10 protein-coding genes are annotated in these 13,451 nt (G+C 69.3%); 8 read left to right on the top strand and 2 right to left on the bottom strand.

Going from position 1 to position 13,451, the window contains the following annotated elements:
* Nucleotides 1-3: 3 nt before the first annotated feature.
* On the bottom strand, nt 4-1,695 hold the full coding sequence (locus tag L0U85_RS14780; RefSeq protein ID WP_241378531.1) for a CDP-glycerol glycerophosphotransferase family protein: 1,692 nt from the start codon (nt 1,693-1,695) through the stop codon (nt 4-6).
* Between the two features lie 278 nt (nt 1,696-1,973).
* Nucleotides 1,974-2,783: a hypothetical protein gene (locus tag L0U85_RS14775; protein ID WP_241378530.1), complete on the bottom strand. Its 810-nt coding sequence runs from the start codon at nt 2,781-2,783 to the stop codon at nt 1,974-1,976.
* Between the two features lie 96 nt (nt 2,784-2,879).
* Here L0U85_RS14775 and L0U85_RS14770 point away from each other — a divergent pair, with 96 nt between their 5' ends.
* The 8 genes from L0U85_RS14770 to L0U85_RS14735 all read left to right on the top strand — a co-directional run bounded on the left by L0U85_RS14770 (nt 2,880) and on the right by L0U85_RS14735 (nt 13,031).
* Nucleotides 2,880-3,680, top strand: coding sequence for a sugar phosphate isomerase/epimerase (locus L0U85_RS14770; protein ID WP_241378529.1), 801 nt, complete (start codon nt 2,880-2,882; stop codon nt 3,678-3,680).
* A 146-nt stretch (nt 3,681-3,826) separates the two neighbouring features.
* Nucleotides 3,827-4,915: a DegT/DnrJ/EryC1/StrS family aminotransferase gene (locus L0U85_RS14765; protein WP_241378528.1), complete on the top strand. Its 1,089-nt coding sequence runs from the start codon at nt 3,827-3,829 to the stop codon at nt 4,913-4,915.
* On the top strand, nt 4,912-5,925 hold the full coding sequence (locus L0U85_RS14760; RefSeq protein ID WP_241378527.1) for a Gfo/Idh/MocA family oxidoreductase: 1,014 nt from the start codon (nt 4,912-4,914) through the stop codon (nt 5,923-5,925). The genes L0U85_RS14765 and L0U85_RS14760 overlap by 4 nt, the downstream gene beginning before the upstream one ends.
* The gene (locus L0U85_RS14755) at nt 5,922-7,511 is read left to right on the top strand and encodes a glycosyltransferase (protein WP_241378526.1); all 1,590 of its coding nucleotides are present in this window, start codon (nt 5,922-5,924) and stop codon (nt 7,509-7,511) included. The genes L0U85_RS14760 and L0U85_RS14755 overlap by 4 nt, the downstream gene beginning before the upstream one ends.
* Nucleotides 7,512-7,560: 49 nt before the next feature.
* Complete coding sequence (locus L0U85_RS14750) at nt 7,561-8,844, top strand: nucleotide sugar dehydrogenase (protein ID WP_241378525.1); 1,284 nt, start codon at nt 7,561-7,563, stop codon at nt 8,842-8,844.
* 46 nt (nt 8,845-8,890) lie between these two features.
* Entirely contained in the window at nt 8,891-10,387 is a 1,497-nt protein-coding gene (locus L0U85_RS14745) for a glycosyltransferase family 4 protein (protein WP_241378524.1), read from the top strand.
* 92 nt (nt 10,388-10,479) lie between these two features.
* Entirely contained in the window at nt 10,480-11,445 is a 966-nt protein-coding gene (locus tag L0U85_RS14740) for a hypothetical protein (protein ID WP_241378523.1), read from the top strand.
* A 53-nt stretch (nt 11,446-11,498) separates the two neighbouring features.
* The gene (locus tag L0U85_RS14735; RefSeq protein ID WP_241378522.1) at nt 11,499-13,031 is read left to right on the top strand and encodes a glycosyltransferase; all 1,533 of its coding nucleotides are present in this window, start codon (nt 11,499-11,501) and stop codon (nt 13,029-13,031) included.
* The last annotated feature ends 420 nt before the right edge of the window (nt 13,032-13,451 follow it).

Here is a 13,451-nt window from a genome sequence, read left to right as displayed (position 1 = left end):
CGTTCAGTCGAGGACGCCGACGTCGATGTACTTCTGCGCCACGTCGACGAAGGCCCGCTCGTAGTTCTCGGCTGGGAAGTCGCCGAGGTGGTACACCTTCGCCCTGGCCCGTTCGAATCGCAGAGGATCGGTCTTGAGCAGCTCGTCGAGCACGGGATCGAGGTTCGCCCCGGTGCTGTCGATCCGGTAGGACACCCGCGCGAGCCCGAACGTCTCCGGGAAGTCCGGGCCCTCGTTTCGGGCGTCGACGACCGCGAACGGCTTCTCGGTGTAGAGCCAGTCCGTCGCGACCGAGCTGACATCGCACACGAGGGCGTCGGCGGCGTCGAAGCAGTCGTACAGGGTCATCTCCTCCCGGGCCTTCGCGCCCCAGACGTGAGCGCGCCCGGTCGTCGCCGCGTCGGCGCGCAGCAGTCGTTCGACTTCGATGCGCGCTCGCCGCGCCCGGTCGTCGCGATCGGTGCGAGGATGCGGGCGGAAGAGGACGGTCGCGCCGCGGTCCAGCAGTGTCCGCACCAGCTGTGGCCCCAGCGGCAGCGAGCAGTGGTCCGCGTCCACGTAGATGCCGGTCCACGTCGGCGCGTACAGCACCGTCGGAACCTTGACGTCGCTGATCTCGGTCCGGGGAATGTCGAGCCCCGACACCTGGGGGCGTCCGACGACGTCGAACCGGTCCGACCGGAGGCCGACGCCCCGGTCCGCGTAGCGGTCGACGCCGGCTTGTCCGGCGACGAAGATCCGGTCGTACATGGCCGCTGCCGGGTCGGCGCCGGAGGGCTTGTCCGAGTCGCCGTGGAGCAGCTGAATGTGCAGCAAGTCGGCGTTGCGGACCATGTTGGTGTTCTTCATGTCGTTGTTGACGTAGAAGACCGTGCTCACCGACTCCGGGATGATCGCGTCGATCCGTCGTTGGTCCTCCACGTACACGACCGGGCGACCGGTGGCGCCCGCCAGTTCGGCGAGGTGGTGCGGTTCCCTGGTCATGATGAAGAACCCGCCGTCGACGGCTTCGAGGTAGGGCAGCCATGTCGCCAACTGGTAGGCGCCGCCGGGAGGCCCGGCGAAGTAGACCATGAACGCCGGGTCCAGCCGGTCCAGGGCGTTCGCGGCCGTCCAGGCGATGTCCTCCGAGGAGGGCAGGACGAGACGGGAGAGCCCGCAGGCCCTCGCCGTCGCGAGTGCCGCCGCCGGCAGCGCCGCCAGGACCACCGCGTACGGCACCGCCGAGGCCGCACCTGGAACCGCGATCGGCACCTGCACCGCCAGGACCGCGACCGTCGACAGGCGGATCAAGAGGGTCCGGCGCGTCGTCGAGTCGCCTACGGACATGTTCGATCGGAGGTTCGCCGCGGCCACGCCGCTCGCCGAGACGAACCTGCCGAGCGGTCGCTCGATCGCGACCAGACCGGCCGCGCCGAGCGCCGCGAGCCCCCAGGCCGCGCTCACCTCGATACCCGCGGCCAAGGCAGCGGTGAAGGGAGTGAGCGCGAGCAGCGCCCTCCCCACCGCGTGACGCCCTGGCTGTCCGGACTTCGGGTCGAACAGGAGGAGTGCCAGCGTGGCAGCGACGAGGGCCAGGCCCGCGGCCCGCCACGCGGGCGCAGGGCCGTACAGGAGCAGGGCATGGCACAGCACCGGGAGCGCGTCGGGCAAGACCTTTCGCGGGCGCGCACGCCGCAGGAGTTCTCTGAGCATCGGTCTGACTCTCGGTTCGGGGTCCACCGGGCGCCGATCCGTGCCCCGCGGCCGACGGCCGGCGAGCGGGCTGGGTGCGACTAGTCGGAGCGGGGCCTCGGTCACGCGCTGCTGGGGACGTGCCGAGGTGCATCGGAACGATCGGCCGGGTGGCTGGGTCGGGCGGGTGGGGCCATCCGCACGGGCGACGGAATCGCTCCGTGTGGAATGAGTTGCGTCACATTACCACGTGATATCTCGTGTTCGCTACGTGCGCGCAGTCGCGATTCGGGCCGGTCTCAGCGCCGACGCGGAGCGTCCAGGTGTTCCTGCGTCCTCGCGCTCGCCGGGTGGGGGGCGATCTGGCCGCGCTTCTCACGCTCAGCGCACAGCTCGCGCAGCCGGTCGTACGCCGCCTTCCCCAGCAGCTCGGTCAGCTCGGTCTCGTAGGAGGCGTACACCGGTTCGGCGGCCGTGTGCGCCAGCGGTGAACCCGTGCACCACCAGTCGAAGTCATGCCCGCCCGGTCCCCACGACGCCCGGTCGAACTCGGTGATGAGTGTCACCTCTACCGCGGTCCCGTCGGCCCGGTGCTCGGTCTTGAAGTCCCGCTTCACCGGCAACTGCCAGCACACCTCGGGCTTGTACGCCATCGGGTGGACCCCGTCGCGCATCGCCTGCTGGTGCAGCGCGCAGCCGCTCCCGGTCGGGAAGCCGTCGCGGTTGTGGAACACGCATGCCCCGTCCACCACGGCGGTCTTCTTCGCCGGCTCCTCGACGCCCTCCTCGTTCTCGAGCGTGTCGTCGACGATCGTGTCCTTCCACCGCCGGTGCAACTGCCACGTCTCGGGCGTGAGCTTCGCCGCGGCCTGGCGCGTGCGCCGAACGTCCGCCGCGTCGGTGTAGAAGGCGCCGTGCAGGCAGCACCCGTCCGCGGGCCGGTCGTGGTCGATGCCGGGGCAGCCGCCCGCCTCGGGCGCCTTTCCGAAGATGCAGCCCCAGCGCGACAGCAGCCACGTCAGGTCCGCCCGGACCAGCGTCTCAGGGTCGTCTGGATCGAAGAACTCCACCCATTCGCGGTCGAAGTTCGGCGCCACCTCGTCGGTCATCAATCCACCGTACCCGCGACTGCGCGAGCGGCTCGGGACGCGCACCGCCGGCGAAGCGCGCGAGCCGTGAAATCGGCCCGGCGTACCCTGAAGGGTGTGACCCAGTCCGTCCCGGTCCTGCTGTCGACTACGTCCGTCTATCCGGAGCCCACCGCGGTGGGCTTCGAGCTTGCCGCCGAGCTCGGCTACGACGGCGTCGAGCTCATGGTGTTCACCGACCGGATATCCCAAGACCCGTCGGCCGCCGCAGGCCTCTCGCGCCACTACGGTGTCAAGATCGGCGCCATCCACGCTCCCTGCCTGCTGGTGACACAACGGGTCTGGAGTTCCGATCCCTGGACGCGGTTGCGCCGCTCCGTGCAGGCAGCGGAGTACCTCGGCTCGCCCACGGTGGTCATCCACCCGCCGTTCTCCTGGCAGCGCGACTACGCCCGCAAGTTCTCCTCGGTGCTCGAGAGCCTCAAGGCCCGCTATCCGGACATCACGATCGCCGTCGAGAACATGTTCCCGCTCAAGCTCGGCAATCGGAAGCTCGTCCCGTACAGCCCGCACTGGGACCCGACCAGGCACGGCTACGACGCCTACACACTCGACCTGTCGCACTGCGCCGCCTCGGGCGCCGACGCCCTCGCGATGGCCGAGCGGATGGGGGACGGGCTGCGGCACATCCACCTGTGCGACGGCACCGCCCCGGGCAGCGACGCCCACATGGTCCCCGGACGGGGCACGCAGCCTTGCGCCGAACTGCTCGGCAAGCTCGCCGCCTCCGGCTGGGACGGCTCGATCACGGTAGAGGTCTCGACCCGCAAGTCCGGCAACCGGACCCGCCGCGCAGCCGACCTCGCCGAGTCGCTGAAGTTCGCCCGCGACTCGCTCGACTCGGACATCCAAGCCTGAACCCGGCTCCCATCACGACCTCCTCATCGATTCGCCCTCGCATCATTGTCGCTTCCGCCCGTGTTATCCGAAAATTAACTTATGCTCGCTTCCATAGCGGCAAGGACGCATTGCAGCGGAAACACGACCGATTCGGGGGACGGACGGTGGGCGAACAGCGGGAACTCATTCCACCCGCCAAGCCGCACATCGGCGAGGCGGAGATCGAGGCGGCCGTTCGAGTGCTCCGCGGCGGCAGGGTCGTCCAGGGGCCCGAAGTCGCCGCCTTCGAAGACGAGTTCTGCAAGGTGTCGCGCACAGCGAACTGCGTGGCCGTCAACTCCGGCACCTCCGCACTCCAACTCGCGCTCCTGGCGCTCGGCATCGGGCCGGGCGACGAGGTCATCCTCCCCTCGTTCTCGTTCGCGGCCTCGGCGAACGCGGTCCGCCTGGTCGGCGCCGAACCGGTCTTCGCCGACATCGAACACGGCAGCTTCTGCCTCGACCCCGACGCCGTCGCCGCCCTCGTCGGGCCGCGCACCGCCGCGGTCATGCCCGTCCACCTGTACGGCCACCCCGCCGACATGCACCGGCTCGCGCCGCTCGCCGAGCGCCACTCCCTCGCGATCGTCGAGGACGCCTGCCAAGCCCACGGCGCCGAGCTCGACGGCAGGCGCGTCGGTTCCTTCGGCGCGGTCGGCGCCTTCAGCTTCTACCCGACCAAGAACATGCACTCCCTCGAAGGCGGCATGATCTCCACCGACGACGCCCAGCTGGCCCGCACCCTCCGGCTGCTGCGCAACCAGGGCATGGAGCAGCGCTACGCCAACGAGATCGTCGGCGCCAACATGCGCATGACCGACGTCGCCGCCGCCATCGGCCGCGTCCAACTCGCCCGCCTCGGCGAATGGACCGAGCAGCGCCGCGCCAACGCCGCCCGCCTCGACAAGGCGATCACCGCCGCCGCCACCCCGCCGGTCGCGCCTGGCGCCCACCACGTCTACCACCAGTACACGGTCCGCCTCCCCGACCGCGACCGCGCCCAAGAACGGCTGCGAGCCGCCGGGATCGGCACCGCCGTGTATTACCCGACGCCGATCCACCGCCTCGCCCCCTACGCTGGCTCCGGGGCCGACCTGCCCGAGACCGACCGCGCCGCCTCCGAAGTCCTCTCGCTGCCCGTGCATCCCTCGCTGACCGCCGACGAAATCGACCGCGTCGCCGACGCGGTCAACTCTCTGGAGCAGATGCCGTGAACCGACAGCAGTTGCGCGTCGGCCTGATCGGCCTGGGAGCCATGGGCCGCAACCACGCCCGGGTCCTCCACGGCCTCGACGGCGTCGAACTGGTCGGGGTCGTCGACCCCGTCGCCGACAAGCGGGCCGTCCCAGCGGACGTCCCCCTGGTCGACACCATCGAGCAGCTCGTCGAGCTCGAGCTCGACTACGCGGTCGTCGCCTGCCCCACCGCCGAGCACGAGACGGTCGGCCTGGCGCTGGCCGAGGCGGGAGTCTCCGCGCTCATCGAGAAGCCGCTGGCACACACTTCCGGGGCCGCCCGCCGCCTCGCCGAGGCCTTCGCCTCCCGCGGCCTGGTAGCCGGCGTCGGCCACATCGAACGGTTCAACCCCGCCATCACGAATCTCCGCTCCCGCCTCGAAGCGGGGGAGCTCGGGGAGATCCTCCAGGTCGTGACGCGGCGTCAGGGACCGTTCCCGCACCGCATCGCCGACGTCGGCGTCGTCAAGGACCTCGCCACCCACGACATCGACCTGACCTGCTGGGTCACCGGCCAGTCGTACCGGTCGATCACCGCTCGCACAGTCTCGCGTTCGGGCCGCATCCACGAGGACCTGCTCTCGGCGGTCGGGAGCCTCACCGGCGGGGCGATCGCGAACCACTCGGTGAACTGGTTGAGTCCGTTCAAGGAGCGCACCGCCGTCGTCACCGGCGACCGCGGCTGCTTCATCGCCGACACCCTCACCGCCGACCTCACCTTCTACGCCAACGGCGTCGAGAACACCGAGTGGGAGGCCCTGCGCGCGTTCCGAGGCGTGTCCGAAGGGGACATGATTCGGTACGCGATCCGCAAGCGCGAGCCCCTCCAGGTCGAGCACGAGCAATTCCGCGACGCGATGCTCGGCCTCGACAGCGACATCGTCGACCTCGCCCAGGGACGTGCCACGGTCGAGATCTCGGAGATGATGCTGCGGTCGGCCGAACGCGGTGAGACCGTCGAGCTCGACGGCGCCGGAGCACTCTCATGAACGCGCCCGACGTCACGGTCGTCACCGCCGTCTACAACACGATGCCGTACGTCACCCGCTGTGTCGAATCGGTCCTGGAACAGACGCTCGGGGTCGACCGGATCGAGCTCATCGCCGTCGACGACGGCTCCACCGACACCAGCGGCGCCGAACTCGACCGCTTCGCCGAGGCCCACCCCGAGACGGTCAAGGTCGTTCACCAGGTCAACTCCGGCGGCCCGGCCAACCCCAGCAACGTCGCTCTCGAACTCGCCACCGGCCGCTACGTGTTCTTCCTCGGCTCCGACGACCACCTCGGCCCCGAGGCCTTGGAGCGCATGGTGAACTGCGCCGACGAGCACTCCTCGGATGTCGTCATGGGCCTCATGGTGGGCGTCGGCGGCCGCCGCGCCCCCAAGACCGCGTTCGAGCAGCCCGGCACCGACGTGCCGTTCCCGCGCTCGAAACTCGTGTGGGCGCTGTCGAACACGAAGCTGTTCCGTCGCGACCTGGTCGAACGCCTGAACCTGCGTTTCTGCGAGGACGTCTCGGTCTACAGCGACGTGCCGTTCACCATCGAGGCGATGGCGAACGCCCGCAAGGTCTCCAACCTCGCCGACTACGAGTACTACTACACCGTCGAGCGAGAGAACGCCCTCAACGTCACCTACAGCTCCAAGCTGAGCGAGCGGCTGTTCGCCATCAGGCGCATCGTCGACACGATCTGCCGCCTGTACGAGCCGGGTCCCGAAAGGGATGCTCTGCTGTACCGCACCTTCGCCTACGAGCAGTGGATTCTCCTCCAGGAGGGCTTCGTCGTGCTCGACGGGGCCGGACGGCGCGAGATCTGCGACGGCGTCGCCGACCTGGCCGACGCCCACCTCACCGACGAGATGCGCCGCCGCCTCCCGGTCCAGAAGCGGGTCCGCCTCGCCCTCGCCCAGGCCCGCGACATCCCGCGGCTGATCGAGGCCATCGAGTTCGTCGAGCCCGTCGGGTTCACCGTCGAGTCCGGCCGCGCCTTCGCCCGCTACCCCGGCTTCCGCGACGACGCCGCCAAACTCGACGACGAGACCTTCGAGCTGCTGGGCGACAAGGTCACCGTCCGCTTCGCCCGCGGCGTGGAGCCCCGCCGCTTCGTGTGGACCGGCGCAGGACGCGACGAGTACGCCATCGAGTACTCCTTCAGCCTCCCCGTCGAAGGCATCGACGCCGAAGCGGTCAAGGTCGGCCTCGTCCGCCTCAAGGGCGACAAGAGCCCCCGCAAACGCACCGCCCGGCCTGCCGACGAGGGCGCCGGCCCGCAGATCGAGGCCGATGTGGTGTGCGAGCCCGCCGGAGACGAGACCGTGGTCATCGCGCGCATGCCATGCGCGGAGCTCGCCGCGAAGGCGCCGGGCCGGTGGTCGCTGCGCGGCTACATCGAGCTCGGCGACTTCGTCTACGACCTGCCGCTCAAATCCCCGCACGACCGCGTCCAGCGACAGGGCCTCCCCCGCGGCGTGTCCGTCGAATGGGGCGACAAGCGGGCGCTCGCCGTCCGCGTGAGTGAGAGGGCCACCCGGCGCGGACTCGCGCGACTGCTCCGCCCGTCGCGCAAGAAGTGAATGCGGCGATGAACATCCTTGCCGTCCCAATCGGTAGAGAGAGAATGCAATGAGAGTCTGTGTCGTCGCACTGGGCAAGATCGGGCTGCCGCTCGCCGTCCAGTTCGCCTCCAAAGGCCACGAAGTCATCGGCGCCGACGTCAACAAGCGCGTCGTCGACGCCGTCAACGACGGCGCCGAACCCTTCCCCGGCGAGCACCTCCTGGCCGAGCGGCTCAAAGACGCCGTCACGGCCCGGCGCCTGCGGGCCACCACCGACACCGCCGCCGCCGTGCGCGAATCCGAGGCCGTAGTCGTCGTCGTGCCCCTGTTCGTGGACGCCGAAGGCGTCCCCGACTTCGGCTGGATGGACGACGCCACCGAATCCATCGCCGCCGGCCTCCGGCCGGGCACGGTCGTCTCCTACGAGACGACCCTCCCGGTCGGCGCCACCCGCGAACGCTGGGCGCCCATGCTCGAACAGGGTTCCGGACTCACCGTCGGCGAGGACTTCCACCTCGTCTTCAGCCCCGAACGCGTCCTCACCGGCCGCGTCTTCGCCGACCTGCGCCGCTACCCCAAGCTCGTCGGCGGCGTCGACCGGGCATCGGCGGAGGCCGGCGTCCGCTTCTACTCAGCGGTCCTCGACTTCGACGACCGCGACGACCTCGACCGGCCCAACGGCGTATGGGACCTCGGATCCGCCGAGGCCGCCGAACTCGCCAAGCTCGCCGAGACCACCTACCGCGACGTCAACATCGGCCTCGCCAACCAGTTCGCGCGCTTCGCCGACGCCAAGGGCATCGACGTCATGAAGGTCATCGAGGCCTGCAACACCCAGCCGTACAGTCACATCCACCGGCCCGGCATCGCAGTCGGCGGCCACTGCATCCCGATCTACCCGCAGATGTACCTGTGGAACGACCCCGAAGCCTCCATCGTGCGCACCGCCCGAGAGGCCAACGCCGAGATGCCCGCCTACGCCGTCGACGTCCTCGCCGCCGCCTACGGCGACCTGGACGGCGCGAACGTCCTCGTCCTCGGCGCCGCCTACCGCGGCGGCGTCAAGGAGACCGCCTTCTCCGGCGTCTTCGGGCTCGTCGATTCGCTCAGGGCCAAGGGCGCCAACCCGTACGTGGCCGACCCCATGTACACCGCCGCCGAACTCCAAGCCGAAGGGTTCAGGCCCCACCGAGGCGAGACCGTCACCGCCGCCATCGTCCAGGCCGACCACGACGAGTACCGGAGCCTCGGCCCCGCCGACCTGCCCGACGTCAGGGTTCTCCTCGACGGCCGACGCGTCACCAGGCCGGAGGCCTGGGCCGGGCGCCGACACATCGTCATCGGCGCGTAGGGGCCGTGGGCAGATGGCACGGGGGCGACGCGGCGAACGCATAGTCATGTTGGTCCAGAACGGAGTGGTCGGCGACTCCCGGGTCCAGAAGCAGGCCGAGTCGGCAGCCGACGCCGGATGGGACGTGGTCCTGCTCGGACGCTCCCGACGCCGCGGCGAGGAGCGATGGGCGCTCGGCGGAGCACAGGTGCGGCTGTTGCCGGTGAAGGCGACGCGCCAGCCGTACGAGGTCCGCGGCGGGTGGCTGCGCGCCCCGCTCGCGTACTCGCCAGGGCCGCGCCGGAACCAACGCGAGCGCCAGCGCCGCGCTTGGCACGCCTCGATCGCGGAGATCAAGGCTCGACAGGCACTTGAGGGTCGTGATCAGAATGCGCTGGCCCGCGCCGTTCGCAAGCTCGCGCTCCTGCCGAGGAGAGTCGCGGTCAAGATCGCCGGCAAGTGGATTCGACTGCGGATTCGCCAAAGCGACCGGCTCAGGGACGGTCGTAGCGAGATGGACTCGGTCCTCGACCGGTTCACCAACCGGTTCTGGGCGCGAACGATGGGCCACCGAGTTTGGCGGCGTTTCGACCCGGGACTGTGGGAGCTCGAGATCGCCTTCGGCAAGGTCATCGACGCTCTGGAACCGGACTTGATCCACGCCAACGACTTCCAGATGCTCGGGGTGGGAGCCCGGGCCGTGATGCGGCAGCGTGCTCGGGGCCGGAACGTCAAGCTCGTGTGGGATGCCCATGAGTATCTGCCCGGGATGAAGCCGTGGGTCAAGAATCCCCGATGGCATCCGGCTCAGGTCGCTCATGAGTTGGAGTACGCCTCTTACGCCGATGCGGTGACCACGGTCTCTGAATCGGTTGCCGAACTCCTGCGGGAGCGGCACGGCCTCGCCGAGCTCCCGACCGTCGTGATGAACGTACCCGATGCCGACGGTTGTCAAGGGGAGGAGGAGAACGTGCCCGATCTGCGGGCGAGCTGCGGTTTGTCGCCCGAGGTGCCGCTCATGGTCTACAGCGGCGCCGCGGCCCCGCAGCGTGGTCTGGCCGACATGGTCGCCGCGCTTCCCTACCTCGACGGGGTGCATTGCGCGCTCGTGGTCGGCAAGCCCGAGTCCAAGTTCCCGAAGGAACTGGTCGCCCAGGCTCAGGAACTGGGCGTCGCCGACCGTCTGCACGTGATTCCCTACGTGCCGCACGGGCAGGTGGTGCCGTTCCTGTCGAGCGCGGACATCGGAGTGATCCCGCTGCACCACTATATGAACCATGAGATCGCGCTCATCACGAAGTTCTTCGAGTACTCCCATGCACGGCTGCCGATCGTGGTCACCGACGTCGAGGCCATGGGCGGGATGGTCCGCGCGACCAGGCAGGGTGAGGTGTGCCGGGCCGAGGATCCCGAGGATCTGGCGCGCGCCGCCAAAGCGATCCTGGGGGATCCCAAGGCATACCGCTCGGTCTACGAGGCGGGCCTGCTCGACGAGTGGACTTGGCGCGCCCAGGCCGACCGGCTGCACAGCGTCTACCGCCGTCTGCTTGACGGGCAGAGTTGACGATGTTCTCCGTTTGAACTGCGATTGTGGCAGAGGTTCGAGTGGGTCTCTTCGATTTCGGCGGTCGCTCCGCCGCGAGCAGGCGGTGGCCGGTGTCAGCGCCGCGGCGCTGCGGCGTGCCCGCTGATACACCGCTGCTGGCTGTTCTGGCGGATCGGCGCCGATGCGACCTGACAGCGCTACTGACCGCACTGCGGGAACTCGACGCGGCGGCGGCGGTCGTCTGCTCCGACGAGGAAGGCGCGCAACGAATCCGCAAGGCGGCACGTCGAGCCGGCAAGCGCGATGGGCTACGGATCGCGCTGCTCGGACACGGCAGCGAGGTCCGCGACGCCGACGGTCATCTCGACAAGTACGAATTCTCGCTGTACCGCTATGTCCCCGACGATGTCGCGGCCATCCTGAGACGCAAGTCGGCCCGCAACCGGGCCGTCGCCGCCGAAGCCGAGCTGCCGTTGTTCGTGACGACTCCCGATCTGCTGGACGATCTGCCGGGCGCGAAGTGGCTCCCGCTCACGGTCGACGTGGATTACTGGTACTGCGACCGTCCGGTCATGGAACGGCGCCGCCCGGTTGTCGTCCATGCGCCCTCGAAACGCTGGACGAAGGGCTCGGCCCACATAGTTCCTGTCCTTGAGCGGCTCCATGAACGCAGGGTGATCGAGTTCCGACTCGTAGAGGGCGTGCCGAGTGACCAGATGCGTCGATCCATCCACGACGCCGACATCGTCGTCGAGCAGATCGGCATCGGCACATACAGCGCCTTCGCCTGTGAAGCGATGGCCGCGGGCAAGCCCGTCATGGCGTACATGCACCCTTCCAATGTCGAGCGGATGAGCGTGGTGCCACCGGTTGTCGGTATCGAGCCCGATACGCTCTCGGAGCGACTGGAGATGCTGATCGGCGACCCCGCGGGCACCCGTCGGCTCGGTTCCGAATCGCTCCAGTTCGCCAGGATGGTCCATGATGGCCGATGGAGTGCCGAGAGACTGCAGACGTTCCTCGGGTTAACGCGGCGATGGACAGGTGTTCGCCGCGAATTCACTGAGCCTGAGTAGCGTCAGTGCGTTGGTTCGGAGGCGACAACCCGAGAAGGAGAGGCCATTCCGACATGGGCTCAGCGCAGCATCGCGGCACGGTGGTCATGCTGGTGCAGAACGGGGTCAACGGCGACTCCCGCGTCCAGAAGCAGGCGGAGTCCGCCGCTGCGGCCGGCTGGAACGTAGTCCTAGTCGGACGCTCGCCCGACGGCGAGGCCCATTCCTGGCGTCTCGGAGACGCAGAGGTCCGCCTCATCCAGGTCCGTAAGGGACTCGGTCGGCGCCGCCACGAACTGCGCACCCACTGGCTCCGCGACCCGATCGCCTACCCGTTCGGGCCGTTCGAGGCCTACCGCAAGCGCCAGCTCCAGGCGTGGCGCGCCGAGATCGGACACCTCAAGGCCCGTCAGGCGATCGACGCCCGCCACCAGAGTCGGGCCGTCACCTTCGCCCGGAAGCTCGCGTTGCTGCCCAGGCGCGTCGCCGTGAAGCTCGTCGGGAAGTGGGCGCAGGTCCGCAGCGCCCACACCGAGCGGCTCCGGAGACGCCGCAAGACCATGACCGGTCCGGTCGACCGCCTCGCCATCTGGTTCTGGAAGACCGCCATGGGCGACCGCGCCTGGCGCCGACTCGACCCGAACCTGTGGGACCTCGAACTCGCCTTCGGGCCCGTCATCGACGAGCTGAAGCCGCACCTGATCCACGCCAACGACTTCCAGATGCTCGGCGTCGGAGCCCGGGCCGCAGTCAGGGCCCGCGCCGCCGGACGCGACGTGAAGCTGGTGTGGGACGTCCACGAGTACCTGCCGGGCATCAAGTCATGGATCGACCACCCGGCGTGGAAGCCGGCCCAGATCGCCCACGAGAACGAGTACGCGCGCTACGCCGACGCGGTCGTCACCGTCTCGGAGACGCTGGCGGACATGCTCATCGAGCGCCACGGGCTCACCGAGCGACCGGACGTGGTGATGAACGTGCCCGACCTCGGCGATCGGCCCGACGACGACGGCCCGGTGCCGGACCTGCGCGAGCTGTGCGGGATCGGCCCCGACACCCCGCTCATGGTCTACAGCGGCGCGCCGATGGCCCGGCGCGGCCTGATGACGATGGTCGAGGCGTTGCCGTCTCTTGAGGATGTACATGCGGCGTTCATCGTGTCCAGACCGGAATGGACGGACGTGGTCGCCCTCGGCGAACGCGCCGAGGAGCTGGGCGTGACCGACCGGATCCACATCCTGCCGTACGTGCCGCACTGGCAGATCGTGCCGTTCCTGTCGGCTGCCGACATCGGGGTCATCCCGATCCACCACTGGCTCAACCACGAGATCGCGCTCATCACGAAGTTCTTCGAGTACTCGCACGCCAAGCTGCCGATCGTCGTCTCGGACGTGAAGACGATGGCCGCGAAGGTCCGCGAGACCGGCCAGGGCGAGGTCTTCCGGGCCGAGGACACCGACGACTTCGCGCGCGCGGTCGGGCAGGTCCTCGGCGACATAGACCGGTACCGCAAGGTCTACAGCGACGTCGTTCCGCTTCACGAGTGGACGTGGGAGTCGCAGGCCGCGCTCCTGGACGGGGTCTACACCCGAACGCGCGGGGGGTAGCTCACTGCACGGGGCCGTCGGTTGGTGAACGCGAGACGCCGGTGGCGGATGGACCTTGCGGCGCCCGGGGAGGCCGGAAATGGTCGCGGGGGCGCTGGCGGCTTCATTCTCGTGGGTGGTCGATCTGCGCCAAGGGCGGCGGCGACGGGGAGGTGGAGGGTTTCCCGGGGTTCGCTGCGGTGGCCGGGTGCGCGTGTGGCGGCGTTGGTGGGTGAGTTTTGCTCGTGTTGTGTTGGGCGGCAGGCGGTCCGGGGTCGAACATGAGGGGTTTCTCCCCCTGTCGGGTGATGATTTCTGCTGGTCAGGCCCGTATCATTGAAGTATAGGACGAACAGTCGGAATCAGGGAGATTGTTCGAAGATCTGGCGGTGACGGAGGAGGTGTGTGATGGCGGGGACGATGGCGAACGGGTCGGTGCGG

This window comes from Glycomyces sp. L485, from assembly GCF_022548875.1.
In the GTDB taxonomy this organism is placed as follows: domain Bacteria; phylum Actinomycetota; class Actinomycetes; order Mycobacteriales; family Micromonosporaceae; genus Glycomyces.
Note: the sequence above shows the minus strand (reverse complement) of the source record. Positions and strands in the feature narration are given on the sequence as shown.